Below are 26,719 nucleotides of genomic sequence, written 5' to 3'. Positions count from 1 at the left end.
GACGCCACAGTTTCAAGACCCTGCGGCGATATCCGCGCTCAATCGTCCTCGTCGGCCATGCCCGGGTTGAGGCGCTCACGCAACTCTTTACCGGTTTTGAAAAACGGCACCCATTTTTCCTCGACAAAGACGCTCTCACCCGTACGCGGGTTGCGCCCGGAACGCGACGGACGGTTCTTTACCGAGAAAGCGCCGAAACCACGCAGCTCAACCCGGTTACCGCCAGCAAGCGCATCCGTGATTTCATCGAGCACGGCATTGACGATGTTCTCGACGTCGCGATGGTAGAGATGCGGATTGCGTGCCGCAACGATCTGTACCAATTCAGACTTAATCACGGTTGCCCCCTGAAAAAATTAGATTTTCAACCTTTGCCAACCTGCCAAACCGAGACAAGACCGTCAAGGAACAACTTGCCGGAACCCCAACCATCGATCGCATCCGGCGTGATCGGCAGAGTGACACCGAGATAACGGAAAAGCCCCGTCAGCGCATGGGCAAACCAGAAGGACGACGAGGAATCGCTCTTTTTCCACTCGACAATCGGCAGATCGCGGGAAACGTCGCGCGTATCAAGATAATCCAGAATGTCGTCGTCGCCGCCGAGCTTGTCGATGAGCTTGACGTTCAAAGCCTGCCTTCCGGTGAAGATCGTGCCGTCAGCAAGTTTCAAAACCTCGTCGCGCGGTAGCTTTCTGCGTTCGGCCACAAGGTCCACAAACCAGCCATAGCTATCCATGATCATGTTGCGGATCATGCCCTTGGCTTCCTCGCTGGCCGGATGGAAAGGCGACGGCTCGGCCTTAAGCGGTGAGGACTTTATTTCCTCGAGCGATACACCGATCTTCTTCATCAGCTCATCGGCCTGCGGATACTGGAAAATGACGCCGATCGACCCGGTGATCGAGCTTTCGCCGGCAATAATCGTGTCTCCGGCCGTAGCGATCATGTAACCGGCAGATGCCGCCAAGGTGCGAATGTCGGAAACGACCGGCTTCTTTTCGGCCACCTTGCGGATGGCCTGATAGAGGCGCTCGCCACCATAGGTGGTTCCGCCGGGTGAGGAAATAGAGACGATCAAGGCCTTGGCCTGGCTACTTTCCGCAACACGATCAAGACGCTCGATCAGCTCACGGTCATCCGTGATCATTCCGGAGATATTCACGCGAGCGATATGGGGGACGGCAGAACCGGATTGCTCACCGGCGATTGCCCAATAGGATACGAAGCCAATGGCCGCCAAAAAGATCAATGCCGCGACGCGCCAGAAGCTGAGCTTGCGGCGCAACTGGCGCCGATCCGCGATTGCCATTTGGTCCATAAAATTTCCCTTAATGCCTAAAGCGCTTTACATAGGTCCCAATTTGCCCGATTGCAGCGGTTCGTATCACGTTTTTATGTTCTCCATTATTGTTTGTTGAAGAATAAAAACCATATTGGCGGTCGACGATTGATCGCCCTGCCCTATCGGCTAGCGAAGAGATCGCCGGAAACGACGAAATGGAGCTTCATGCTGCAGCATATACGAAAGACAGGAAGCATACTCGCATCGATACAGGCGCCGACAAGCGCTTACGATGCTGCGCTGTCCCATTCTTCGCGCGTCAGCCGGCTGAAAATTCTCCTACCTGTGGCTGCGGGCCTAATTTCGCTTGGCTTTATTGGCGTTGCCATTGTCCGGACCTATCTGCCAGAAAATCTGTCAATCGAGAGCGCCAAGATAGAAGACGGAAAGATTGTCATGGAGCGGCCCGCCATATCCGGCCGCAACAGTGACGGGATCAGCTACTCTATGCTGGCCAACAAAGCTCTTCAGGACATCCAAAACCCTAATAAAATCACGCTCAAGGACGTCAAAGCGGCAGTGCCGATCAATGACGACCTGATCGCGCGCGTAACCGCAACAAGTGCAGATTTCGACCGTGGTGCCGACATCCTGGATCTGACTGCACCATTCGACGTCAATCTGAGCAACGGGATCACCGCCCACTTCCAATCTGCTCATCTCGATATTCCCGGCGGGACGATGAACACGCCCGATGCGGTTAATATCTCGATGAGCCAAGGCTCTATTGTTGCAGATTCCATGAAGATCACCGATAAGGGGCATACCCTCAACTTCACCGGTAAGGTTCGGGTCCATCTCGATCCCGCAGCCATCCGCAACAAAGGCAAATAGAGCCCGGCCGCCATGATGCATCGTTGTTTTTCACTCAGCATTCCTGCCGCGACCGCGGTGGCCATGTTTTCCTGCCTCAGTGTTTCCGCCTTTGCTCAGTCTACAACGAGCAACATGAGCGGTCTCAAGCTGTCGAACGATCAGCCTATCCAGATCCAGAGCGACCAGCTGGAGATCAAGGATCAGGAAAAAAAGGCTTATTTCACCGGTAATGTGAATGTTGTGCAGGGCACAACCACACTGAAGGCCGGCAAGATGACCGTTCAGTACAAAGAGAAAGCCAATGGCGACGGCGGTGCGGCGTCGATTTCCAGCGGCAACGCCGACATCGACAAGATTTTTCTCGATGATACGGTTTTCCTGAGTTCGGGTACACAGCAAGCGACAGCCGAAGCTGGCCAGTTCGACATGGCGAGCCAGACGTTTGTGCTAACCGGCAAGCAGGTTGTGCTTTCCGATGGACCGAATGTGTTCAAAGGCTGCAAGCTGACTGTGCAGATGGCGAGCGGCCAAGCCAAGCTCGACAGCTGCGGTGGTCGCGTTGAAATCATGCTCGACCCAAAGTCGCGGCCTAAACAATAGACTCATAACGTGAAACTTCCTTTTCTCCCCCAGTTGACGGCAAGGAAAACGCCTTCGCCCGAACCCTTTATCGCACGCGACAAGGCGCGCTATGAGGGGACCCTCGTCGCGCATGGACTTTCCAAGACCTATGACACAAGACGCGTTGTGAACGGCGTATCGCTGGTCGTGCGCCGTGGGGAGGCCGTTGGCCTGCTCGGGCCGAATGGCGCGGGCAAAACAACCTGCTTCTACATGATCACCGGCCTTGTTCCGGTCGATGAGGGAATGATCGCGATCAACGGCAATGAAGTAACGCGCATGCCGATGTATCGCCGGGCGCGGCTTGGTGTCGGCTACCTGCCGCAAGAGGCTTCGATCTTTCGCGGGCTGTCGGTGGAAGACAATATCCGTGCCGTGCTCGAGGTCCACGAACCCAACCGGGACAAGCGAGAAGCGAAGCTCGACGAATTGCTGGAAGAATTTCACATCAGCCAGCTCCGCAAGTCTGCAGCCGTGGCCTTATCGGGCGGCGAACGACGCCGCCTGGAAATTGCCCGGGCACTGGCAACAGACCCGTCGTTCATGCTGCTCGACGAACCTTTTGCAGGTGTCGATCCAATTTCCGTATCGGATATCCAGAATCTTGTCCGACACTTGACGGCACGCGGCATTGGCGTACTGATAACCGATCACAACGTGCGTGAGACGCTCGGCCTTATCGATAGAGCCTATATCATCCATGCGGGTGAAGTGCTGACCCACGGCCGGGCTTCTGACATCGTTAATAACCAGGATGTCCGTCGACTTTACCTTGGCGACAAGTTCAGCCTTTAAAATAGCGTCACAATTCCGCCACCTCGGCGCTTGACCAAATCTCTCAAAAAAGCAATTCTTGTGCCAGATGCGCATGACGGCCACGCAATGAGTGCGCGGCCGGGTGTTTTGGGAGTTTAGCGTCCACCATGGGTTTAACCGCCAGCCTTTTCCTGCGACAGACCCAATCGCTTGTGATGACTCCGCAGCTGATGCAGTCGATTCAGCTGCTGCAGATGACGCATTTCGAACTGAACCAGTTCATCGCGCAGGAAATAGAAAAGAACCCACTGCTCGAAATTTCGCCATCGGACGGCGAAAGTGGCGCAGAATTGGGCTATGGCGACACAACGGATCACATTGCCGCAGAAGCCGATGTCGATGCGGGAGCATGGCGGGACGAGCAGGGTATCGTCATTACAGAAACGTTTGGCGAAGGCCTGGACGGCGGCACTGAAAACGTCTTTCCCGACGACCCGCCCGAGCGGCGAGGAGATGCGCCCGAGCTAATGGGCCAATGGAAATCGATGCCAGCGGGTGATGCCGGCGATGATTACGATATCAACGATTTCATTGCCAGCGAAGTCGGCCTACGGGAGCACATCAGCCAGCAAATCCCGCTGCTGCTCAAACAGTCGCAGGATCGCCTTATTGCCCAGCAGCTAAATGAAGAACTGGACGATGCAGGATATCTTCAGGCCGACCTCGACGAGATCGCTGCCAGGCTCGGCATAACGACCGAGTACGCCGAGCAAGTACTGGTGCGCCTGCAGACACTTGATCCACCCGGCATATTTGCCCGTTCACTCGGCGAATGCCTGGCGATCCAGCTTAAACAAAGGGATCGGCTCGATCCCGCCATGGATACCCTGGTCCGCCACCTGGACCTCTTGGCGAAGCGTGATTTCGCAAATCTCAGAAAGTTATGCGGCGTCGATGACGAGGACCTCATCGACATGTTTGCTGAAATTCGCCAACTGAACCCGAAGCCGGGTGCAGATTTCGCAACTCAGGTCGCTGATGTTATTTCGCCGGACATCGTCGTCCGTCCTGCCAATATCGGCGGCTGGGCGGTGGAACTTAATCCGGAAACCCTGCCACGCGTTCTGGTCAACCAGACCTATTTTCAACAGGTATCGAAGAACTGCCCGAAAAACAGCGGAGATTACGCATTTCTTTCCGATTGCCTGCAGAACGGCAACTGGCTGACCCGCAGCCTGGACCAGCGCGCCAAGACGATCATGAAGGTCGCAACAGAGATCGTCCGCCAGCAGGACGCTTTTCTCATGCACGGTGTCGATCACCTGCGCCCGCTCAATTTGAAGACCGTCGCAGAAGCCATCAAGATGCACGAGTCCACGGTAAGCCGCGTTACTTCGAACAAATACATGCTGACGCCGCGGGGCATGTTCGAGCTCAAATACTTCTTCACGGTTTCGATCGGATCGGCCGATGAAGGTGGCGACAGCCACTCCGCCGAGGCCGTTCGCCACAAAATCAAGATGCTGATAACACAGGAAGCTGCTGACGCCGTTCTTTCCGATGACGACATCGTGACCAGCCTCAAGCAGGCAGGAGTAGACCTAGCCCGCCGCACGGTCGCCAAGTATCGGGAAGCCATGAACATTCCCTCGTCGGTTCAGCGCCGGCGAGAGAAGCGCGCTGCGGCCAGAGTAGCCACGTTGTGACCAGCGTGCGATGCATCCATAGGTCGAGACGTTGACTTCCTTTCCAACGAAGGCTAGAAGCGCCGCCGCCAGCGGGGCTTCCCCACAATTCCGCGCAAGGCAGGACAGGTAGCGCTATTTTGCTGCAATCGGTTCGGACGGCTTGGATGAGAGAGCGGCTTGGCGTAGACTGGAACACGCAAGTCACGACAAGAAGGAATAATTCCATGAGTGTGCGTGTTTCCGGTAAGCATATGGAAATCGGTGATTCTTTCCGCCAAAAGATCGAGGACCATATCGGGGAGGCCATAACCAAATACTTCGATGGAGGCTATTCAAGCCAGGTTATCGTAGAGAAATCCGGCCCACGTTTTTCTGCCGATTGCAAAGTGCATCTCGATACGGGGATCGTGCTTCACGCCGCAGGCGAAGCCAATGATCCGCAGGGCAGTTTCGATGCTGCCGCCGAGCGTATAGAGAAGCGTCTGCGTCGCTATAAGCGCCGTCTAAAGGATCATCACGCTGGCACCAACCAGCAGAACGGCTTTGCCGAAGTGGCTTACACGGTCATGGACCGGGTGCCTGAAGAGGCAGACGATGTGCCGGACGATTTTGCTCCGACGATCGTTGCCGAAACTACCAAGCAGCTGAGAACGATGTCAGTTGCGACGGCCGTCATGGCATTGGATATGACGGATGAACCCGTGCTTCTTTTCCGTAGCCCCGGTGACGAGAAGCTGAACATCGTTTACAGGCGCCACGACGGCAATATTGGCTGGATCGACTCCACCAATATCAAGAACTAACGAAACTCGGGAGGCGTCGGCAACGACGCTTCCCCTGCCTTCGCGGCACAAAGGAAGAAACGAATGGCATTGGCAGATCTGCTGCATCAAGATGCGATTATCCCTGCCTTAAAAGCGACCTCCAAGAAACAGCTCCTGCAGGAATTGGCGACTAAGGCCGCCAAGCTGACGGGCGTTTCCGAACGGGAAATCTTTGACGTCATCCTGCAGCGCGAGCGGCTGGGATCGACGGGTGTGGGACATGGCATCGCCATTCCGCATGGGAAGCTTAACGGTATTTCATCGATCAGCGGCATTTTTGCGCGGTTGGAGAGCCCTGTCGATTTCGAGGCACTGGATGACGAACCGGTGGATCTCGTATTCCTTCTTCTTGCTCCGGAAGGCGCTGGCGCCGACCATCTCAAGGCGCTTTCGCGCATTGCACGCGTGCTGCGTGACCAGGATCTTGCCGCGAAACTGAGGCAGACCGATTCCGCCTCCGCGATCTATGCCTTCCTCAATGAAGAGCAGACTAATAACGCGGCTTGAATGCCGCTTTCCTTTTCATGAAAATCGATTGATCAGATCATTTCCGCGTTTCTTCGAAACGCGAAACAGGCCTGTCTATTTTTACCGCGATTCCTGACGGAAAACCGGTTTCCACTCTTGCCGATATTGCTTTTAGCAGGCGAGATCAGCAACGACCGCGTCTAGGATAAGCATCCCCTTTGGCGTGCAGCGCAGACGCGAATTGCCGAGACGCTCGATAAACCCGTGTTCCAGTAAAGTCTGCTCCCGGACAGGATCCGGATCGCGGCCGGAGAGTTCCTGCCAGCGGGCGAGATCGACGCCTTCGGTGAGGCGCAGCCCCATCAGCAGCAGTTCGTCTGCCTGCTCATCGTAGCCGAGAACTTCCTGATCGTTCATCCCGTGGCCTTCGGCTTCTACACGCTCAAGCCAGGTTTCGGGACGGCGCTCGGTGGCGGTGGCAATCTTGTTACGGCCACGGGTAAGACGACCATGTGCACCCGGCCCGATACCGGCATAATCGCCGTAACGCCAATAGGTCAGGTTATGGCGGCTCTCGGCGCCGGGCTTTGCGTGATTGGACACTTCATAAGCCGGCATGCCGTGACGTGCGGTGATTTCCTGCGTTGCCTCGTAAAGCAAGGCGGATTGATCGTCGTCCGGCACGATGAGCTTGCCTGCCTTGTGCAATCCGTAAAAGGGCGTGCCTTCCTCGATCGTCAGCTGGTAGAGGGACAAATGGTCAACCGCATAGGAAATTGCCTGCTTAAGCTCGGCTTCCCACGCTTCAACCGTCTGCCTAGGCCGGGCATAGATAAGGTCGAAGGACATGCGCGGAAAAATCTCACGCGCCAGCCGTATCGCTTTCAAAGCATCCGCCACATCATGCAGCCGGCCGAGAAATTTGAGATCGGCATCGTTGAGGGCCTGCACGCCCATGGATACACGATTGACACCGGCTGCCCGATAACCACGAAATCGCTCCGCCTCGACACTGGAGGGGTTGGCTTCCATGGTAATCTCGATGCCATCCGGAACGTTCCAGTGACGGGCAATGCCGTTGAGGATCGCCTCGACGGTTGAAGGATCCATCAGCGACGGCGTACCGCCGCCAAGAAAAATGCTGGTCACGACTTTCGGGCCGCTCATCTTCCGCATCGTTTCCATCTCCTTGAGGAAAGCGGCGGTGAAACGGGCCTGATCCACCGGCTGATGGCGGACATGGCTGTTGAAGTCGCAATAGGGACACTTGGCAGCACAAAACGGCCAATGGACGTATACGCCGAAGCCCGGCTCACCCGTGTCGGGAAGCAGCGTATTGGGCAGGTTGGAGGCTACGGCGTTCACGAAGGATCAGGCCCCAGGCAGGTTTCGACGAAGAGTTTGAAAGCGCGGGCACGGTGCGACAGGGCATGCTCGTCGCCCGGCTTCCAGCCATGCTTTTCTTCACTGGTCATCTCGCCGAAGGTCGTTTCAAAGCCTTCAGGCTGGAAAAGCGGATCGTAACCGAAGCCCGCGGTGCCACGCGGCGGCCAAGCGACCACACCTTCGACCTCGCCGCGGAACAGCTCGGTATGGCCATCCGGCCAGGCGAGGCAGAGCACGCTGACGAAACGGCAGGTGCGCTTGTCGGGCGTATCAGCGCCCTTTTCCTGCAGCGCTTTCTCGACCTTTTCCATCGCCATCTGAAAATCGCGGCTGCCATCCTCGCGCTCGGCCCAGTTGGCCGTATAGACGCCCGGTGCGCCGCCGAGAGCATCAATCACGATGCCGCTGTCATCCGACAACGCCGGAAGGCCCGAAGCCTTGGCCGATGCGAGCGCCTTGATCGTGGCGTTTTCCTCGAATGTCGTGCCGGTTTCGTCCGGCTCCTCGAACTTCAGTTCCGCGGCAGACTTTGCCGAAAAACCGAATGGTCCGATCAACTCGGCGATCTCCCTGATCTTGCCGGCGTTGTGGCTTGCGACAACGATCGTCTTGGTCTCGAGCTTACGCATGAAAATTCCTACTTCAGGTTCCAGAGCATGGGCTCTGCACATTCCAGGCTGTTGCCGGCGGGATCACGGAAATAGATCGAGCGGGCGCCGTTGGGCCAGCGGAAATCGCTTTCGATCACAATGCCTGCCTTGTTGAGCTTTTCGACCATCCTGTCAATCGCCTCCGCACGCATACGGAAACAGAGGTGACCGGGGCCGGTTGCGCCGTGCGGCGGAACAGGGAGCGCGTCAGAAGACGGCGGCTTTACCGTCTCCTTCGGATCAAAGATCAGCAGGATCATCTCTCCGCAGCGAAAGAAGAGGTGGCGGTTGCCGGCGCGCAGGACTTTTTCAAGCCCCAGCACACCGCCATAAAAAGCCTCCGCCGCGTCGAGATCGTCGGTGTAAAGTGCGGTTTCGAGTATGCCTTCGATCACCGCTCCACCTTTCAGGCGCCGATGGCGGCCTTCTGCATGGCAACCAGTTCCTGCGTGCCGGCTTCGGCGAGCGTCAGAAGCTGCAGGAATTCCTCGCGGCTGAACGGCTTGCCTTCGGCTGTGCCCTGCACTTCGACGATGCCGCCCGCGCCGGTCATGACGAAGTTCGCATCGGTCTCCGCAGCGGAGTCTTCGAGGTAATCCAAGTCGATCACCGGCTGGTTGGCGAAGATACCGCAGGAGATTGCCGCGACGTGACCCTTCAGGACCTTGTCGAGCTTGATCATCGAGCGGGTTTCCATCCACTTGAGGCAATCGTGAAGCGCGATCCAGCCGCCGGTGATGGACGCCGTACGGGTACCGCCATCGGCCTGGATGACGTCGCAGTCGATGGTGATCTGCTTTTCACCGAGCGCCTCGAGATCGACGACCGCACGCAGCGAACGGCCGATCAGACGCTGGATCTCGAGCGTGCGACCGCCCTGCTTACCGGACGTGGCTTCCCGCTTCATGCGGTCGCCGGTGGCGCGCGGCAGCATGCCGTATTCGGCGGTTACCCAACCCTTGCCAGTGTTGCGCAGCCACGGCGGGGTCTTTTCTTCAAGGCTTGCGGTGCACAGCACATGCGTGTCGCCGAACTTCACCAGACAGGAGCCTTCGGCATGTTTGGAGAAGTTGCGCTCGAAAGACACTTTGCGCATCTGGTTTACTGGTCTGCCTGAAGGCCGCATTGATCACTCCCTATATCAGCGCATCGCATCTTCAGGCGAGACGCCCAAGCATGCGATGATCCTTTGATTTTCCGCATTGGATGACAGGCGAATTGTTGCCGTTTTCATCTGTTGCAGCGTTTCCCGCCTTCTAAGGTGCGCGGGCTTCATTTGCAAAGAAAAAGCCTTGGCCGCGCCTTATCGTGACAATTGGCACGACATCTGCGATTTCCCTTTTGAGGCCTCCGCTGCAATAACTATATTTCGGAGGCGAACAAATCGAGGTTACTTAAGGATATGAGCTTTTCTGCGGGTAGAGGCATGGATGTCGGATCGATGCTCGACGAGCGCTCACGCGAGATCTTTCGTCGTATCGTGGAGAGCTATCTGGAAAATGGCGAGCCTCTCGGCTCCCGCAATTTGTCGCGCCTGCTACCTATGTCGCTGTCGCCGGCATCGGTACGCAATGTGATGAGCGATCTCGAACAGTTGGGCCTGATCTATTCACCGCATATCAGCGCAGGTCGGCTGCCGACGCAGAGCGGGCTGCGCTTCTTTGTCGACGCCTTCATGCAGACTGGCAACCTTTCCGATGAGGAACGCGCCAGTATCGATCGACAGGTGCGTCCCAACGACAGGGACCAGACGCTGGAAAACCTGATGACGGATGCGAGCCTGATGCTGTCAGGCGTCTCGCGCGGAGCCGGCATCGTCATCACGACGAAAAGCGACCCGATCCTCAAGCATGTGGAATTCATCCGGCTGGAGCCGACAAAGGCCCTGGCTGTGCTTGTCGGCGATCACAATCAGATCGAAAACCGCATCATCGATTTGCCGGCAGGGGTGACCTCTTCACAGCTTACTGAAGCTGCCAATTTTCTCAACGCACACCTGACCGGCCAGACGCTTCCCGAATTCCGGGGGCAGATCAAGAAGTTGAAGCAGGAGGTGCAGACGGAAGTCGATGCTCTGGCGCAAGATCTGATCGAGAAAGGCCTAGCGGTCTGGTCAGGCGACAGCGAGGAAGGCAAGCCGACCCAGCTCATCGTTCGCGGCCGCGCCAATCTTCTGGAGGGATTGGGAGAGGCTTCGGATCTGGACCGGCTGCGGCTGCTGTTCGACGATCTGGAGAAGAAGGACAGCCTGATCGAAATACTGGAGCTTGCCGAAGCCGGGTCCGGGGTTCGGATTTTCATCGGATCGGAAAACAAGCTGTTTTCGCTATCCGGTTCATCGCTGATCGTCGCACCCTATCGCGATGGCGAGGACCGGATCGTCGGGGCCGTCGGCGTGATTGGACCAACCCGCCTCAACTATTCGCGTGTTGTACCGATGGTCGATTATACGGCCCAGTTGATCGCTCGCCTGTCGCGCGGCTCGATGTAAGTCAGCTCCTTCGTCCTCCAAGCCTTGATTTTTTGCCCGCAAACCTCGATATCGAGCGCAAATTCAAGATACAGATCAATCGGAGAACGTCATGACCGACGAAACCAAGAAAACCGGACCTGAAGCAGCTTTCGCGGATAACGAGGTCGAAGCTGCAGCAGCCGATTTTGACGGTGCCGCCGAAGAGAAAGCTGCTGAGGTTGCAGCCGAGCCGGATCCGCTGGATGTGCTTAAGGCCGAGAATTCCGAACTGCGCGACCGCTTCCTCCGGCTTGCTGCCGAAATGGACAATCTGCGCCGCCGAACCGAGCGCGATGTGAAGGACGCCAAGTCATATGCCGTTTCCGGCTTTGCACGTGACATGCTGGCCGTTTCGGACAACCTTCGCCGTGCTCTCGATGCAGTTCCGGCTGACCAGCGCTCTGGCGCGGACGCCACGCTGACGACCCTTCTTGAAGGCGTCGAAATGACCGAACGCGCCATGCTTTCGGCTCTTGAGCGTCACGGCGTGAAAAAGATCGATGCAGAGGGCGAAAAGTTCGACCCGAACTTCCATCAGGCGATGTTCGAAATTCCGAACCCGGCCGTTCCGAACAACACGGTCGTGCAGGTCGTGCAGGCAGGCTTCACGATCGGCGACCGCGTTCTGCGCCCGGCCATGGTCGGTGTTGCCAAGGGCGGCCCGAAGACCGAAGCCGCTACGTCCGGCGGCGACGCCTGATATCAAGCATCGTCACTGAGGCGTGCGAACGGCTCTTCAGTGGGTCGTCTCCAGAGCGGAGCTTGCCAGATTACGGATAAGCTCCAGCTCCTGCTTCAGATGGATCCGCGTTCTGCGATCCGTTTCGGCCAAAGCGCTGCCTTCTTCATCGGCAAGCGCGAAGATGATGTCGAGTTCGTCCAGCAGGTCTGGATCCTTGATGGCAAGCAGGGTGATGACGGCTTTCAACAACTTGTCGTTCGCCGCAATGCGGGCGCGCGCTTCTTCATTCATTGCCTTCCTCCAGAGATACGATCAAACATGTAGCGCCTTTCTCTAAAACAAAGGGGGAGGATTAGATGTCTCGAAAGAATTACTGCAACCGAACGCGCTAAGCTTCACTAAGTTCGCCCTGCATCAAGACTTGACGGCAGTTACGTGGAGCCATTCGGTTGGCTTGCGATCGTAAGCACTGCCCGACTGCTCTTCCATTGTTATCGATTTCCAAGGCAGGGCTTCGTATTTCAACTGAAGCCAATCCCTTGACGGATAATTGAAAAATCGGCCAAAGGTATCATGCCCCTCGGTTTCGCCTGCCTTGAAACTGGCGTAGAACACTCCGCCCGGGCGCAGGGCCGTATGGATCTTCCGCAGAATGCCGCCAAGCTCGCTACGTGGGACGTGCAACAGGCAGGCATTGGCCCAGATACCGTCGAAGGCCGATACCTTATCGATATCCTCAAAACGCAGGACCGGAACGGGGATCGAAAGACGCGATGAAGCTTCGCTTGCCATCTCCAGGATGCCATCGGTGGGCAGGACATCAAAACCGCGGGCAATCATGACGGCGCTGTCGCGGCCACTGCCGCAGCCGAGTTCCAGAATGGTTGCTCCTGCAGAAAGCCCCGCAAGAAAGGCATCCAGCCGTTTCAGGCTCGCATCCGAAAGTGCCGCCGCATATGTTGCCGCGTTGTGGGAGTAGAAGAGCGATGTCGGATCGTCCTTACCATGCATTGTCGCTCACCGCTGCGACAGGAGAAGCTTCGTGCCGAAACCGACAAACACCGTTGCGACGCCGAGATCGATCTTCCGTTTTGCCTTGAGGTAAGCCGCCGCCACTCGTGGATGGGTAATCAATGCTACGAGGCAGCTATAATAAAGCGCCGAGACGGTCACCATTACCCCGATCGCAGCAACACCGTAAAGAAATGGCGTGCCGGCCGGCATGGTGACGGCGAAGAGCGAGGCGACGAAAAGCGCGGATTTCGGATTGGCGAGATTGGTCGCCAATCCCATGCGGTAAGCAGTCTTCAGCGAAAAATCGGCCTTTTCTGGGATGGCCTCTGGTGCTCTGCGCGCCTTTCTAACGTCAACAAACACACGAATGCCGAGCCAGATCAGATAAAGACCGCCGGCAATTTTCAAAGCCAGATAGGCAAAGGGTGCCGCCTGAAAAAGAGCATTGATGCCGAGCCATCCGGCGATGCCCCAGAACAGGGTTCCGGTAATAGTCCCCATGACCGCAGAGATCGCCACTTTGCGCGGTGCCGTCAGGCAGTAGCGGATTACCAGAAGCGTATTCGGTCCCGGCGTGATGCAGGCAACGCCCCAGATCATAGCGACAGATAACAGGAACATGCAGAGCCTCTTGGTCGATTACCGGCATTTTCCGAGAAGTTCGACTTGCGGGCTCGACTCGTCAAGAGCCGATCGTCGAGAGCACCCATTATGGATCGTGAAAAAATGGGCCGCTCCTTGCGGAACGACCCATCCGGTCTTCAAATTTGGCTCAGCAGCCGATCATGCATTGTTCTCATTGATCAGGCGCTTCAGGAGCTCGACCTCATGGCCAAGCTTGCTGTCGTCGCCGATCAATTCCTCGATCTTGCGCACCGCGTGAAGAACGGTCGTATGATCGCGTCCGCCGAAGCGACGGCCAATTTCCGGGAAGGAACGCGGCGTCATGGTCTTCGCCAGGTACATGGCAATCTGGCGCGGCTTGACGATGACGCGGGTGCGACGGTTCGAAACGAGTTCCTGCCGCGACACGTTATAGTGACGGGCAACGACGCGTTGGATATCCTCGATACGGACGCGCTTTGCCTCGCCGGCACCAACCAGATGCGCCAGAAGCTCATCAACACGCTCGATGGAAAGCGAGGGCTCGAACGAACGACGGAACAGAAGCTGGTTGAAGGCACCTTCCAGTTCGCGGCCGCTGCTGGCGACGTTGCGGGCAACGTGGCTGAGAATTTCGGCCGGAATATCGAGCGACGGATCGTCCTGCTTGGCCGTCTGCAGGCGGCCCTTGAGCATTTCCAGACGCATTTCGTATTCCGGGGATTCCAGCTCGATGGCAACGCCACCCTGAAGACGCGAGCGGACGCGCGGATCGAGCGATTCCAGCTCCCACGGTGCACGGTCTGCTGCCACCACAACCTGCTTTGCGCTGTCGAGCAGCATGTTGAGGAGGTGGCAGAATTCGTTCTGGATCATCTTGCCCTGCAGAAACTGCATGTCGTCGATGATCAGAAGATCGATATTGCGCAAGCTGTCCTTGAGCGTCAGGGCATCATTGTCACGGATCGCAGTAGCGAAACGCCACATGAAATATTCAGCCGTCAGGTAGACGACACGCGGGTTACGGTTGCTGCCGACGGCAGCGTTGGCAATCGCCTGAAGAAGATGTGTCTTGCCGAGACCGACATTCGAATGAATGAATAGCGGATTGAAGCGGACAGCGCCTGCACCGGCTTCGGCAATCGTCTTTGCGGCGGCAAGCGCCACGCGGTTGGAAGAACCTTCGATATAGGTCTCGAACGTATAACGGCTATCAAGAGGAGAGCCGAACAACGGTCCGGAGTGCGCATTGCGCGTCGCAGTCGAGGCTGCAGCCAGCGGCGCCGGAAAGGCTGCGATCTTGCCGATTTCACGCGGCTGCGAAGCGCGATTGAAACTGGTTGTAGCGCTGTTCTCGACCGGTGCCGGCCGCTGTTCGACAGCACCGGGAGCCTTGATCGCGCGGCTTGCGCTGCGGACCAGGATTTCCACCTTGAGAATTTCCTTATCCTCTTCCTTGAAGAGGCCTTCGATCAGCTCGAGATACCGGTTGTTGATCCAGGATTTCAGGAAGGTCGTCGGAACGGTGAGCCGCACAACGCTTTTTGATACAGAATGAAGCTTAAGACGCGCAAACCAACTTGCATAAACATCCTGACCGACCTGCGCCTTCAATCGCGCACTGAACCGCTCGAAAAGAGCATCATGCTGCATTTCCGCTGTTTCCCCTGCCGCTTGGGAGCAAACTGTATCGAATCCCTGTCGAGCACGGTCGCTGTCACCAAGTGCCCGTGTCGATACGGTATTGATCTGCATTATTTGCCGCCTTCTGAATGGAAGCCCGGCGAACTGATTTCGCCAGACATAGTCGTAAATTTCACCGAACCCTTCCCGCTAAGGAAAGGCTTTAAATCGTCCCCTTAATTTTCCCAGCTTCATCCGCCAGAACGAAGCTCATCTTCCGGTCCGCCTCGTTCAGGCCGGTCGATACGGGTCACTCCAATGTCTCATCCTCGTACGAGACATCATGAGTGCGGAATGCCCACAAACCGCCGAGGCGGGCTGCGGACACAAAAGGAATGCGGCCGAAAAGTATGCACTTTCCGGTTTGCAACCCTAAGTTTATGGAAAACGGGAGTTCTTATCCCGCAGCAAAGAACATGAAACGTCCGCGACCTTCTCTTGATTGAGACTGTCAGCGAAAGCTCCTGAAGTTGTCCCCGAGCCCCTTGCTGGAAGCCATTTAGGCAGGATCACCTGGCAAGATCAACAGTGTTTTTTACCCAAAATTAAGCGCCGGGCGTTGACTCTTGCTGCGTGTTTAGAATGCCGCAGGGGCTGTCATAAAGAATCGCAGTTGAATCAATGGGATTCAAATTTGGCCAGCCACAACCATCGCGATTCACAGGAAAAATAAAAAATCGCTTGACTCTATTTTGACCCTCGAAGGTCCGGGTCAAATGAAGGCAAAAGCCAAACTAATGCCCGTAAGTCTCTAATAAACCTGCATTTTCCTTGTCACGCATATGACACGAAACCGTTATTGAGCCGAGCAACGACCGGTTGAAAAGGCAGAATCAAAGAAAGCCCGGTCGTTAGACCAGGCTTTCCTAAAACTTTGAAATTGATAGCCGGCTTAGGCGGAAAGTGCCTTCACGCGGGCAGCAAGACGGGACACCTTGCGGGATGCCGTGTTGCTGTGAAGAACGCCCTTGGTAGCGGCGCGAGCGATCTCAGGCTGAGCAGCCTTGAGTGCTTCTGCAGCAACGGAAACGTCACCGGTTGCGATGGCTTCTTCAACCTTACGGATGAAGCCGCGAACGCGCGAACGGCGAGCCTTGTTGACTGCGGTGCGGCGAGCGATCTTGCGGGTCGCTTTTTTCGCCGAAGTTGTATTGGCCATTTCATGCCTCTCTACGAATTCGAACCAACACTCCACCATTGCCGCCGGTCCTGCGACCCATCATCCAGCAATTCGGGAGCAATAGAGGAAGCCGCATAAAAGGCTTTCCCAACTGTGGGCGGGCATATAGCGGGAATACCCGCCCCAGTCAACGCGCTTTTTAAGCCTCTACCGGTTGGAAAAGGCGGGTTTGCGCTTTTCGACGAAGGCAGCCATGCCTTCCTTCTGGTCGGCAGTGGCAAACAGCGACTGGAATACACGGCGTTCGAAACGCAATCCTTCGACCAGTGTGGCCTCAAAGGATCGGTTGACGGCCTCCTTGGCCATCAATGTGGCGGCTCGCGGGAAACCCGCGAGCCTGTCGGCGGCGGCCAGGGCCTCATCCATCAGTACGCCCGCCTCCACCACACGCGATACGAGTCCCGCACGCTCAGCTTCCGCCGCATCCATCATCCGGCCAGTCAGGATCATGTCCATCGCCTTGGCCTTGCCGACGGCACGCGTGAGGCGCTGCGAGCCTCCCATGCCCGGAATGACGCCAAGGGTGATCTCAGGCTGGCCGAACTTTGCCGTATCCGATGCGATGATGAAGTCGCACATCATTGCAAGCTCGCAGCCGCCCCCAAGAGCAAAGCCCGAGACGGCAGCAATCAGCGGCTTGCGGAAAGAAGCAACTGCATCCCAGCCAGAAATGAAATCGCCGAGATAGGCATCAACGAAGTCGAGCGACTGCATTTCCTTGATGTCGGCACCGGCTGCGAATGCCTTCTCAGAGCCGGTGAGGACGACAACCGCAACGCTCTCATCCTTATCATAGGCGCTCAGTGCCGTAGTCAGCTCGGTCATGACAACCGAATTCAGCGCATTGAGCGCCTTGGGGCGGTTCAGCGTGATGATCGCCACCGCGCCGCGGGTTTCGGTCAAGATCGTCTCAAAGTCTGCTTCTAGGGTCATAGAGGTATCCTCCCGTGTCTGCAGCGGCTTATTTCTGGCAGGCCTGACAATAAAAGGTTGATCGGCCGGATTGCGCGATGCGCTCAACGGTACCGTTGCATCCAAGCATGCGGCAAGCCCCACCCTCGCGATCATAGACAGAGAAGGAATGCTGGAAATAACCCAGCGATCCGTCCGTCTGGATATGGTCGCGCAAGGACGATCCGCCGGCGGCAATCGCATCGGCGATGACGGCGCGGATCGCCTCGGTCAGAGCCAGCAGCTCTTTCTTCGGCTTTCCTTTCGGCGTTACCAGCGTGCCCGACTGGCGTTTCGGCGACAGGTGCGAGCGCCAGAGGGCTTCGCAGACATAGATATTGCCGAGACCGGCGATGACCGTCTGATCGAGAAGCGCGCCCTTCAGCGGCTGACTCTTGCCGCTCAGGCGACCGGCCAGATAATCCGCATCGAGCGCATTGCCGGTCGGTTCCGGGCCGAGTTCGGCAAAGGCCGGGTAAAGATCGAGTTCGCTGCGCTTCCACAGATGCATGAAGCCGAAGCGGCGCGGATCATTATAGATGACCTTCTGCTCTCTTCCGTCGCGCTCGACATGAAAGATGATGTGGTCGTGTTTGCTGTCTTTCGAGCGGGCATGGTGAAAATCGCCCTGAACGGCATCCTCAATGCGGAACGAACCCGACATGCCGAGATGGCTGATCAAGGTCAGGTCGTCTTCCAGATCGATCAGCAGATATTTCGCACGGCGGCCGAGGGAGATTATGCGGCGGCCGGATACCCTTTCGGCAAAGGCCTGCGGCAACGGAAAACGCAGATCCGGGCGGTTCTGCTGAAGCTGCGTCACGAGCGCGCCTTCCATGACCGGGGCAAGCCCGCGTCTGACGGTTTCGACCTCTGGCAATTCGGGCATGGATACCTAACTTCCTGTTTCAACAACCGCGCCGGTGATCTATAGACCGGACGGACAATTGATTTACCGACCGGGCCATCCACCACATAGCGATCCATAATCGGTTTCGCTACCATCGGAGGCCCAAGGACAAGACCTTAAGGAGTAACCCGATGACCGAAGCCCGAACCGGCGCCCATGGCGGAATGGAAACCTCCTATGGCTTCCGCCAGGTGGCCGACGGAGAAAAGCAGGGTCTGGTCAACGACGTCTTCCACAAGGTCGCCAAACGCTACGACATCATGAATGACGTGATGTCGGCTGGCATGCACCGCGTCTGGAAGGATGCGATGATCGCCTCCCTCTCCCCACGCAAGGAAGAAGGCTACAAGACACTCGACGTTGCCGGCGGCACCGGCGATATCGCCTTCCGCATCGTGGAGGCGTCCGGCCGCAAGGCGCATACGACGGTGCTCGACATCAACGGCTCGATGCTTGCCGTCGGCGCTGAACGTGCCGCTAAGAAGAAGCTCTCCGACAATCTCGATTTCGTCGAGGCCAATGCGGAATCGCTTCCTTTCGAAAACAATTCCTTCGATGCCTATACGGTCGCCTTCGGCATCCGCAACGTGCCGCGCATCGATGTGGCGCTGTCCGAAGCCTATCGCGTCCTGAAGCGTGGCGGGCGTCTGCTGGTTCTGGAATTCTCCGAGGTCGAAATGCCGTTGCTCGACAAGTTTTATGAAGAGTGGTCGTTCAAGGCGATCCCGCAATTCGGCAAGATGATTACCGGCGATGCCGAACCCTATCAGTATCTGGTGGAATCGATCCGCAAGTTCCCCAACCAGGAAAATTTCGCCGCGATGATCCGCACCGCCGGCTTTTCCCGCGTGAGCTACACCAATTACACCGGCGGCATCGCTGCGCTGCATTCCGGCTGGAAGCTTTGAGCGCATGAGCACGATCGGCGCCTATTTCCGGCTCGCCCGTGTCGGCTGGGTCCTTGTCCGCGAAGGCGTGGTTTCCGCGCTTCCGACCGAAGACATGCCGCCAGCTGTCGGCTTCGCCAAATCGATGCTGGAGCCGCTGGCACGTTTTCGCGCCAAGAAGCAGGCGCGCAGCGAAAGGCTGACGCGTGCCGTCGACCGGCTCGGGCCGTCCTATGTGAAGATCGGGCAGTTCCTCGCCACCCGCCCGGACGTCGTCGGCGTCGACTGGGCCGTCGATCTTGCCATGCTGCAGGACAGGATGGCGTTTTTCCCGACGGATGCCGCCAAGAACGCGATCCAGACCTCGCTCGGCCGCCCGATCGAAGACCTCTACACGTCGTTTGAAGAGCCGATTGCGGCCGCGTCCATCGCGCAGGTTCATCCGGCGACCGTCAACGGTAAAAAGGTTGCAGTGAAGGTCGTGCGCCCCGGCGTGCGCCAGCGTTTTGCCCATGACATCGAAGGCATGTATGTGGTTGCCCGCATGCAGGAGCGGCTTTTGCCCTCCAGCCGACGCCTTCGCCCGATCGAGGTGACGCGGACGCTGGAACAGACGACCAAGATGGAAATGGACCTGCGCCTCGAGGCTGCTGCCCTTTCCGAGATTGCCGAAAACACCAAGGATGATCCGGGTTTTCGCGTACCGACCGTAGACTGGGAACGGACGGGGCGCGACGTGATCACCATGGAGTGGATCGACGGCGTCAAGATGAACGATGTCGAGGCGCTGCGCGCCGCCGGTCATAATCTGGAAAAACTTGCCGAAGTGCTGATCCAGTCCTTCCTGCGACACACGCTGCGCGACGGCTTCTTCCATGCCGACATGCACCCGGGCAACCTGTTCGTGGAAGCTAACGGCACGATCGTTGCGGTCGACATGGGCATTACCGGGCGGCTCGGCAAGAAGGAGCGACGCTTCCTCGCGGAGATCCTGTTCGGCTTCATCACCCGCGACTACATGCGCGTTGCCGAAGTGCATTTCGAAGCCGGCTACGTGCCCGGCCACCACGACGTGGCCGCATTTGCGCAGGCGATCCGGGCGATCGGCGAGCCGATCCACGGACAGCCGGCCGAAACGATCTCGATGGCGCGTCTTCTGGCGCTGCTGTTCGAAGTGACCGATCTTTTCGAGATGCAGACTCGGCCGGAACTGATCCTGTTGCAGAAGACGATGGTGGTGGTCGAGGGCGTGTCGCGCATGCTCAACCCGCGCTTCAACATGTGGAAGGCGTCGGAGCCGGTCGTCGGCGACTGGATCCGCGACAATCTCGGCCCGAAACGGGTGGTCTCCGACGTCAAGGATGGTTTGAAGGCGATCGTCAAGCTTGCCGAGGCGGCACCCGAAATCGCGGCACAGACGGGCAAGTTCCACCAGGAACTGGTCCATATGAGCGAAAACGGCCTGCGCTTCGATCCCGAGACGGCAGAGGCGATCGGAAAAGCGGAGGCACGGCACAGCCGTTACGGCCGGTGGGCGCTCTGGGTGATTGCTGCTACGCTCGTCTATATCGCCGTGACGCTCTGAGGGTTTTCGCGCGACATATCCGTTCGCATTTCGGGATATCCCGCGGCCGCCGATCTCCATTAGGGTAAGAGCATGGCAAAGCAGATGTCCGAAGCGAAATTCCCCCTCCAGCTAACCGGGCAGCCGCTCGGCTTTGCCGAACTTCTGGTGATCGGCGATGGACGTGCCTCAGTCAGCGCCGACCCGGACGGCATGGCGCGCGTTCGGGCCGCAAGGGCCGTGCTCGAACAGGCAATCGCCGACGGCATGCCGGTCTACGGGGCGACGACCGGCGTCGGCGCGATGAAGGATATCGAATGGTCGAGCGACGAACTGGACCAGTTCAATCTCGGCCTGGTGCGCGCCCACCATTTCGGAACCGGCGATCCATTTCCGACAGAGGTGGTGCGCAACGCTATTGCAATGCGGGTCAACACGGCGCTGACCGGCTATGTCGGCTGCACGACGGAGCTGGTGGAGAGCTATCTGGCACTCCTGGAAGCAGACGTCATTCCCATCGTTCGCCGAACTGGTTCGATCGGTTGCGCCGATATCGGGTTGATGGGGCAGATAGGCGCCGTTCTGACTGGTGTCGGGGAAGCCGTCTATCGGGGCAGAAGGATGCCGGCGGAAGAGGCTTTCAAGGCAGCGGGCCTGAGCTCCCAGCGGATGGCACCCCGCGACGGTCTCGCCTCGCTGAGCGTCAATTCGGTCAGTTTCGCCGCAGCTGCCCGGATCATGCGTGGAGCCGCCGGCGCCTTGCGCGTGCTGCTGGCTACAGGCCTCACCGCAGCCGGCGCCATGGGTGCGTCCCGCGATCCCTGGCTCGCCGTCACCCATGTGGGCACGCCGCGCGAGGCGATGATCGGCTCCTGGCTGCTGAATGCCTCTCAGGGCTGGGCGTGGCCAAGCGGCACCCATGTGCAGGACCCGCTCAGTCTTCGAATGATCCCGCAGGTTTTCGGCGCAGTGTTCGAAAGCGTGCTGACGTCCGGCCACAAGATCCTCGCGGCGACCGGACGCTCCGACGACAATCCGGTGATCGCCGACGGTCGGGTGCTGACGTCCGGTGGATCGCTGCCGCTCGATGTGACCGTGCTGATGGAATCGGCTGTGTTGTGCATGGCGCATGCGGCGCGTAATTCCTTCAACCGCTGCGTCCTTCTGGGCAACGGCCAGCGGCGCGGTCTGCCGGTCAATCTGGTGCCACCCGGTGCGATCGCCACCGGCTTCGGGCCGATCATCAAGCTTGCCGGCGATATCTATTCGCGGGTTCTTTCGATGAGCAATCCGGTTTCGGCACAGTCGATCGTCGTTGCCGGCGGCATGGAGGACGAGGCAGCCTTCCTGCCGCTTGTGGTAGAACGCTTCGAGCGACAGGTCCGGGCTGTGAGACGTCTCGCGGGACTGGAGGCGCTGCTGGCTGCACAGGCGATGGATTTGCATGGCGACGAGCCGGGCGGCGCGGTGGGGCTTATATACGAGGTGGTGCGCAGACACGCGGCATTCTACAGCATCGATCGCGCCCTCTCCGCCGAGGTGGAAGCGGTGGAGGAGGAACTTGCTTCCGACGCATTCCTGGCACGACTGATCGCGATTTCCCCCATCCATGCGATCGATGATTTCTTCGCACTCGGCGGTCTCGGCATGCAAGGAATAGAGACTTGAACCGGATTTGATGAAAAAGCCTCTGTTTGCGGGCTTTTCGTCATTGCCGCACCACAGCGCCGTCTTGATTCCGCCGGTTTCTTCATACCTCTTTAAGGAATACATTCCTCTTCCCGGAGATTGCCGATGGCCTTGGGTCCTACGCAACGCCTGAAGGACGGTGTCGCGGCCGTCGAAACCATGACTCGTTTCGCGCTTGCCGTTCTGGCGCTGGCGTCGGGCGTCTACACCTATCTCGGCGTCCGCTCGATCCTCGACGGATCGCCGACCGGCGTGTTCTTTGCCGCGATCATCTATTCGGTTTCGGTCTCGGTCGGCATCTATGCCTTCTGGTCCTACATGGCGCGGTTTTATCCGCATATCACCAGCCGGACCGGCAAGACCGCGATGCTGTTCGTGATGGCGGCCGGTGCGGCCATGATCCTTGCCATGTCGAGCTGGTTGAATGCGGCGGCGCTTGCCGGCTCGGCCGCCGTCGAGCAGCATCTCTCGGAAACGGTCGAAGGTTACGCTGGAGACTTGGACCGTGCCCACCAGAACGTGCTTGCCGTGCAGGGCCTGCTGCCGGATATCCAGCGCGCCTCGGAACGGTTTACCCAGCTTGCCGCCGTCGAGCGGCAGTCGGGATCGCTGACGGGCACTACGGGATCAGGCAGTGTCGTGCAGCTTCTGACTCAAATGTCCGGGCAAATGAAATCGCTCGAAGCCAATATCAACGGCTCGCGCGAACAGGTGGCCGAGCTTTTCGAGCAGGGGCAGAAGCGGCTTGAAACGATGCGTTCGCTGATCTCGGCACCCGGCCTGATCGCGCCGCGCGCCGACCAGTTTTCGACCGAAGCGGTGGCGCTGACCGGCGTCATCAGTTCGCTCGCCCAGACATCGATTGCCCCATCGATCCGCCGCGCGGCAGATGATCTCTCGCTCGGCTTCATTGCGCCTGTCGCCGATGGCAGCGATGCCAATCTGGTCAACCGGCAGGATCAGGTGATGGCGACGGTCAGAGCCTCTGTTGCCGCACAGTCGAAGGCACTTGCCAAGGCCGCAGACGAAATCCTTTCGCGCGCGCCGGTGACCGAGCGCCGCTTCGTGCCTTTGTCTTCGGCTGAAGCCGTGCTGCATTATGCCGAAGACTTCATTCCCGCCTGGGCCGGAGCGATCTCTATCGATCTTCTGCCGGGCGTGATGGTGTTCATTCTCGCCGTCGCACACGCTTCGATCCGCCAACAGGAAGAGAAACTGCCCTATGCCGAGCGTATTACCGCGGCAGAACTGATGCGGGCGCTGGAAATCCAGCGCGCGCTTTCGGCCAATGGCGTCGATCTGGAGGCTGCGGTCGCGAGGGCTGAGGAGGAGAGCAAGGCGGAGGGCGAAGGCACAACCGAAGAGCCGAACAATATCACCAATCTCGATCCGCGCTCGCGCGGCAGGGACAGGCTGCATGACGATCGGTGAAGCCATCCGCCGGATCGACGACGGCGTATTGATGCGCTGCGTATTCTATGTGCTGCTCGCAGCCTCCGCGACCTTTCTGGTGATCGATGTCCGCGAAATCGCAACTGCGAGCGCGGAATTGCCGGGTTTCGACCCGATGCATGACGATCAGCCCGTGTTGCCGCCTGCCTTGACCGACGGGCGTCCTGCCGCTCCACCGGTCGAGCCAGCAAGCCCGAGCGAGGTTTTGCGCAAGGCGATGACCTTCGACCTCAAACCTGGCGGCGTACTGATGGCGGAAGGGACGATCGATCCGGGCGCGGCAGGACGGTTTGCGCAGGAAATCGAGGCACGCGGGGAATATGTAAAGACCGTGCAGCTGAACTCGCCGGGCGGTTCGGTGGATGACGCGATTGCGATGTCAAAACTCATCCGCGAGAAGAAGCTGCAGACCCGGATCGCTTCACGCGGGCTTTGCGCCTCGTCCTGCCCGATCGCCTTTTCAGGCGGCACCGAGCGTATCGCGGAAAAGGATGCGGTCATCGGCGTACATCAGGTGTTCAACGGCAGCCGCGAGCGGCCTTCAGCGGAACAGGCGATGTCGAGCGCGCAATCGACGACCGCGCGAGTTGCCCGGCATTTGGAAGAGATGGGCATCGGCTCCGGCCTGTGGCTGCATGCGCTGGAGACGCCGCCCGACCGGCTCTATTATCTGACGGAAAAGGAAATGGCGGATTTCAAGCTGGTCACCCAGCCGATCCGAGCTGTCCGGACCAGCGGATAGCAATGGCTTTTATCTAGCCTTGCGGCAGCTCAGGAAGTAGGCCGTCTGTCCGGCAACCAGCGCTAGCGCCAGCATGATGCCGGTAAAGGTGATGACCGCCGACCAGCCGCCGGCGCTCCAGAATTTTCCGCCGATCGAACCGGCAATGCTGGAGCCCAGATAATAGGCCAGAAGATAAAGCGAGGAGGCATGCCCCTTGTTGGCTCCGGCCAGACGCCCGATGAGAGCGCTTGCGACCGCATGGGCCATGAAGAAACCCGCCGTCAGCATGGCGATGCCGAGAATGATGAGGATGAGCGGTGACGCCAGAGTGGTCATCAGCCCGGCAAACATCAGGATGATACCTGCCATCATCACCTGAAACTGGCCGAAACGGTCGCTCAGCGTGCCGCCCACCCATGAAGAGCCGACACCGCAGAGATAGGCGGTGAAGATCAGGCCAAGTTCGGTCTGGTTGAGATGATAGGGTTCGACCACCAGCCGGAAGCCGGAATAATTATAGATGGTGACGAAGGAGCCCATCAGCAGAAAGCCGATGAAAAAGAGCAGTGCCAGCGGGCCTTTCCTGACGTGGCCGAGCCAGGCCGAGACGTGGTGGCTGGCATTGGACCGGCGCGGCTTGAAGTTACGCGACGGCGGCAGCATGGTGAAGAAACCGATGGCGGCAGCAATGCCGAAAGCGCCGATGACGGCGAGCGCCACCCGCCAGGACAGATACTCGGCAAGAATGCCGGTAAAGACACGGCCCGACATACCGCCCAGCGCGTTGCCGGCGATATAGAGGCCCATCGCGGCGCCGATGCCCTTGGGATCGATCTCTTCCGACAGATAGGCCATGGCAACGGCCGGAACGCCACCGAGCAGCAAGCCCTCCAGCGCGCGGATCACGAGGATGAGGTTCCAGCTCGGCATGATGGCGCAGGCAAGCGTGCAGAGCGACGCGCCCATCAGCGAACAGAACATCAGGCTGCGGCGACCGAAACGTTCGGAGATCGCGGCGGCACAGAAGATGGCCAGCGCAAGCAGGCCCGTCGACAGTGACAGCGACAGCGAACTCATGGCCGGGCTGACTTTGAACTCGTCGGCAAAGATCGGCATCAGCGGCTGTACGCAATAGAGCAGCGCAAAGGTCGAGTAACCGGACATGAAAAGTGCCAGGCTAGCCTTTCGGTAGCCTGGCGTACCGCGCGTCAGATATTGTTTGGGAGGATCTGACTGAGGCGGGGCAATCGTGGGTTCTAGAATATCGATTTCGGAAGCTAAAGGACGGCTGGCGGCGGCGGACGGCATGATAAAAAAGACCTTCTGGAATACCCCGAATCTAGCCAGCATGCGTTCATGTGTCCAATATATGGAGGACGCGTTCGTGATAGGTTTTGGATATGGAGCTTCGACATCTTCGTTATTTCGTCGCCGTCGCGGAAGAATTGAATTTCACCCGGGCCGCGGCAAAACTCGGCATTGGCCAACCGCCGCTCAGCCAGCAGATCCGTGACCTCGAAACGGAGATCGGCTCGCAGCTGTTTCACCGGGTGGCGCATGGCGCAGAACTGACGGCGGCCGGTGTCGCCTTTCTTGCAGAGGCCAGGATTTCGCTTGCGGCGGCGGATCACGCAAAACTTGCGGCGCAAAGAGCCGCGCGTGGCGAAACGGGGCGTCTGACGCTCGGTTTTACGGCTTCGGCGACGTTCAACCCGGCCGTGACGACCATCATCCGGCAGTTTCGGGCGCGATGGCCGGAGGTCGCCCTGTCGCTGATCGAGATGAACAGCAACTGGCTGATGGAAAAGCTCAATCGAGGCGAGCTCGACGTCGCCTTCATCCGGCCGGGGCTGGAGGATCCGAAGGGTGTGCGGCTGAAACGCATGGCGGACGAACAGATGCTGGTGGCGCTTCCCGTCGGTCATCCGCTTGCGGCACAAAGCCGCGTGAAGCTCGCAAGCCTTGCCGGCGAGCCTTTCATCATCTTTCCGCGCAATATGGGCCTCAGCCTCTATACAGACATCCTGCAGGCCTGCAAGGAAGCCGGTTTCGAGCTGACGGTGACACAGGAAGCCCCGCAGATCCCTTCGGTCGTCAATCTGGTCGCGGCGGGACTTGGCGTGTCGATCGTGCCCAAATCACTTGCCAAGATCGAAATCGACGGCGTCGTGTTTCGACCGATAGAAGGACCGCCACTGGTGGCGCGACTGGGGATCGCCGTGATGAAGGAACAACGATCCCCGATCGCCCTCAATCTTTTCGGGCTTGTTCAGGCAAACTAAGCAATTCCAGCAAAAGTGGGAACCGGTTTTGC

General features: G+C 58.5%; 28 protein-coding genes. 14 read left to right on the top strand and 14 right to left on the bottom strand.

The features are described 5' to 3' along the window. Positions 1–38 precede the first annotated feature (38 nt). Together JZX87_RS07900 and sppA are read right to left on the bottom strand one after the other, a co-directional pair. Complete coding sequence (locus JZX87_RS07900; protein ID WP_112454414.1) at positions 39–338, bottom strand: integration host factor subunit beta; 300 nt, start codon at positions 336–338, stop codon at positions 39–41. A gap of 26 nt (positions 339–364) precedes the next feature. Next, on the bottom strand, positions 365–1,321 hold the full coding sequence (sppA, locus tag JZX87_RS07895; protein WP_148146000.1) for a signal peptide peptidase SppA: 957 nt from the start codon (positions 1,319–1,321) through the stop codon (positions 365–367). A 189-nt stretch (positions 1,322–1,510) separates the two neighbouring features. Between sppA and lptC the strand changes: the two genes are divergently transcribed. The 6 genes from lptC to ptsN all read left to right on the top strand — a co-directional run bounded on the left by lptC (position 1,511) and on the right by ptsN (position 6,557). Continuing rightward, the gene (gene lptC, locus JZX87_RS07890; RefSeq protein WP_148146279.1) at positions 1,511–2,179 is read left to right on the top strand and encodes an LPS export ABC transporter periplasmic protein LptC; all 669 of its coding nucleotides are present in this window, start codon (positions 1,511–1,513) and stop codon (positions 2,177–2,179) included. A gap of 63 nt (positions 2,180–2,242) precedes the next feature. After that, complete coding sequence (locus JZX87_RS07885; protein WP_246436069.1) at positions 2,243–2,761, top strand: LptA/OstA family protein; 519 nt, start codon at positions 2,243–2,245, stop codon at positions 2,759–2,761. Positions 2,762–2,794: 33 nt separating this feature from the next. Continuing rightward, a complete protein-coding gene (gene lptB, locus JZX87_RS07880) occupies positions 2,795–3,577 on the top strand; it encodes an LPS export ABC transporter ATP-binding protein (RefSeq protein WP_148146280.1) in 783 nt (260 codons plus the stop codon). A 128-nt stretch (positions 3,578–3,705) separates the two neighbouring features. Next, a complete protein-coding gene (gene rpoN, locus JZX87_RS07875; protein ID WP_183823593.1) occupies positions 3,706–5,244 on the top strand; it encodes an RNA polymerase factor sigma-54 in 1,539 nt (512 codons plus the stop codon). Positions 5,245–5,450: 206 nt separating this feature from the next. Beyond that, a complete protein-coding gene (gene hpf, locus JZX87_RS07870) occupies positions 5,451–6,029 on the top strand; it encodes a ribosome hibernation-promoting factor, HPF/YfiA family (RefSeq protein ID WP_148146003.1) in 579 nt (192 codons plus the stop codon). A 63-nt stretch (positions 6,030–6,092) separates the two neighbouring features. After that, positions 6,093–6,557: a PTS IIA-like nitrogen regulatory protein PtsN gene (gene ptsN / locus JZX87_RS07865; protein ID WP_183823595.1), complete on the top strand. Its 465-nt coding sequence runs from the start codon at positions 6,093–6,095 to the stop codon at positions 6,555–6,557. Positions 6,558–6,689: 132 nt separating this feature from the next. On the opposite strand, the gene hemW is transcribed toward ptsN, so the two are convergent. Genes hemW through rph form a run of 4 tightly spaced genes read right to left on the bottom strand, consistent with a single transcriptional unit; the run spans position 6,690 to position 9,680 of the window. After that, entirely contained in the window at positions 6,690–7,883 is a 1,194-nt protein-coding gene (gene hemW, locus JZX87_RS07860; protein ID WP_183823597.1) for a radical SAM family heme chaperone HemW, read from the bottom strand. Then, positions 7,880–8,533: an RdgB/HAM1 family non-canonical purine NTP pyrophosphatase gene (gene rdgB, locus JZX87_RS07855; RefSeq protein WP_206824993.1), complete on the bottom strand. Its 654-nt coding sequence runs from the start codon at positions 8,531–8,533 to the stop codon at positions 7,880–7,882. Before rdgB ends, hemW begins: the two co-directional genes overlap by 4 nt. 8 nt (positions 8,534–8,541) lie before the next feature. Beyond that, the gene (locus JZX87_RS07850) at positions 8,542–8,949 is read right to left on the bottom strand and encodes a VOC family protein (protein ID WP_148146007.1); all 408 of its coding nucleotides are present in this window, start codon (positions 8,947–8,949) and stop codon (positions 8,542–8,544) included. Positions 8,950–8,960: 11 nt separating this feature from the next. Next, positions 8,961–9,680, bottom strand: a complete 720-nt coding sequence (gene rph / locus JZX87_RS07845) for a ribonuclease PH (protein ID WP_206824992.1) — start codon at positions 9,678–9,680, stop codon at positions 8,961–8,963. 276 nt (positions 9,681–9,956) lie between these two features. Between rph and hrcA the strand changes: the two genes are divergently transcribed. Then, positions 9,957–11,045, top strand: a complete 1,089-nt coding sequence (gene hrcA / locus JZX87_RS07840) for a heat-inducible transcriptional repressor HrcA (RefSeq protein ID WP_148146009.1) — start codon at positions 9,957–9,959, stop codon at positions 11,043–11,045. Between the two features lie 91 nt (positions 11,046–11,136). Continuing rightward, positions 11,137–11,766, top strand: coding sequence for a nucleotide exchange factor GrpE (gene grpE / locus JZX87_RS07835; RefSeq protein WP_206824991.1), 630 nt, complete (start codon positions 11,137–11,139; stop codon positions 11,764–11,766). A gap of 36 nt (positions 11,767–11,802) precedes the next feature. On the opposite strand, the gene JZX87_RS07830 is transcribed toward grpE, so the two are convergent. The 7 genes from JZX87_RS07830 to mutM form a co-directional block, all read right to left on the bottom strand. Then, positions 11,803–12,039 carry a hypothetical protein gene (locus JZX87_RS07830; RefSeq protein ID WP_148146011.1) on the bottom strand — a complete coding sequence of 79 codons (237 nt, stop codon included), beginning with the start codon at positions 12,037–12,039 and terminating at the stop codon, positions 11,803–11,805. A 123-nt stretch (positions 12,040–12,162) separates the two neighbouring features. Next, a complete protein-coding gene (locus tag JZX87_RS07825) occupies positions 12,163–12,759 on the bottom strand; it encodes a class I SAM-dependent methyltransferase (protein ID WP_148146012.1) in 597 nt (198 codons plus the stop codon). A 6-nt stretch (positions 12,760–12,765) separates the two neighbouring features. Continuing rightward, entirely contained in the window at positions 12,766–13,383 is a 618-nt protein-coding gene (locus JZX87_RS07820; protein ID WP_206824990.1) for a LysE family translocator, read from the bottom strand. 162 nt (positions 13,384–13,545) lie between these two features. After that, positions 13,546–15,120, bottom strand: coding sequence for a chromosomal replication initiator protein DnaA (dnaA, locus tag JZX87_RS07815; protein WP_148146014.1), 1,575 nt, complete (start codon positions 15,118–15,120; stop codon positions 13,546–13,548). Positions 15,121–15,940: 820 nt separating this feature from the next. Next, positions 15,941–16,207 (bottom strand): 30S ribosomal protein S20, encoded by a 267-nt coding sequence (gene rpsT / locus JZX87_RS07810; protein ID WP_112507133.1) that lies wholly within the window; start codon positions 16,205–16,207, stop codon positions 15,941–15,943. 168 nt (positions 16,208–16,375) lie between these two features. Further along, positions 16,376–17,161, bottom strand: coding sequence for an enoyl-CoA hydratase (locus JZX87_RS07805; protein ID WP_206824989.1), 786 nt, complete (start codon positions 17,159–17,161; stop codon positions 16,376–16,378). A gap of 28 nt (positions 17,162–17,189) precedes the next feature. After that, positions 17,190–18,068 (bottom strand): bifunctional DNA-formamidopyrimidine glycosylase/DNA-(apurinic or apyrimidinic site) lyase, encoded by an 879-nt coding sequence (gene mutM, locus JZX87_RS07800; RefSeq protein WP_206824988.1) that lies wholly within the window; start codon positions 18,066–18,068, stop codon positions 17,190–17,192. 152 nt (positions 18,069–18,220) lie between these two features. Between mutM and ubiE the strand changes: the two genes are divergently transcribed. The 5 genes from ubiE to JZX87_RS07775 all read left to right on the top strand — a co-directional run bounded on the left by ubiE (position 18,221) and on the right by JZX87_RS07775 (position 24,423). Further along, entirely contained in the window at positions 18,221–18,997 is a 777-nt protein-coding gene (gene ubiE / locus JZX87_RS07795) for a bifunctional demethylmenaquinone methyltransferase/2-methoxy-6-polyprenyl-1,4-benzoquinol methylase UbiE (RefSeq protein ID WP_206824987.1), read from the top strand. 4 nt (positions 18,998–19,001) lie between these two features. Further along, positions 19,002–20,561: a 2-polyprenylphenol 6-hydroxylase gene (ubiB, locus tag JZX87_RS07790; RefSeq protein ID WP_206824986.1), complete on the top strand. Its 1,560-nt coding sequence runs from the start codon at positions 19,002–19,004 to the stop codon at positions 20,559–20,561. 72 nt (positions 20,562–20,633) lie between these two features. Beyond that, positions 20,634–22,208, top strand: a complete 1,575-nt coding sequence (locus JZX87_RS07785; protein ID WP_286194217.1) for an aromatic amino acid ammonia-lyase — start codon at positions 20,634–20,636, stop codon at positions 22,206–22,208. Between the two features lie 126 nt (positions 22,209–22,334). Then, on the top strand, positions 22,335–23,660 hold the full coding sequence (locus tag JZX87_RS07780; protein WP_206824985.1) for a hypothetical protein: 1,326 nt from the start codon (positions 22,335–22,337) through the stop codon (positions 23,658–23,660). Beyond that, the gene (locus JZX87_RS07775) at positions 23,647–24,423 is read left to right on the top strand and encodes a COG3904 family protein (RefSeq protein ID WP_206824984.1); all 777 of its coding nucleotides are present in this window, start codon (positions 23,647–23,649) and stop codon (positions 24,421–24,423) included. The genes JZX87_RS07780 and JZX87_RS07775 overlap by 14 nt, the downstream gene beginning before the upstream one ends. A gap of 9 nt (positions 24,424–24,432) precedes the next feature. Here JZX87_RS07775 and JZX87_RS07770 read toward each other — a convergent pair whose 3' ends face one another. After that, complete coding sequence (locus JZX87_RS07770; protein WP_206825126.1) at positions 24,433–25,713, bottom strand: MFS transporter; 1,281 nt, start codon at positions 25,711–25,713, stop codon at positions 24,433–24,435. A 92-nt stretch (positions 25,714–25,805) separates the two neighbouring features. Between JZX87_RS07770 and JZX87_RS07765 the strand changes: the two genes are divergently transcribed. Then, positions 25,806–26,687 (top strand): LysR family transcriptional regulator, encoded by an 882-nt coding sequence (locus JZX87_RS07765; protein WP_206824983.1) that lies wholly within the window; start codon positions 25,806–25,808, stop codon positions 26,685–26,687. Positions 26,688–26,719 lie beyond the last annotated feature (32 nt).

The organism is Agrobacterium sp. Ap1, assembly GCF_017313375.1.
GTDB classification, from domain to species: Bacteria; Pseudomonadota; Alphaproteobacteria; order Rhizobiales; family Rhizobiaceae; genus Neorhizobium; species Neorhizobium cellulosilyticum.
The sequence above is the reverse complement of the archived record's forward strand: the minus strand, read 5'-3'. Positions and strand labels throughout refer to the sequence as shown.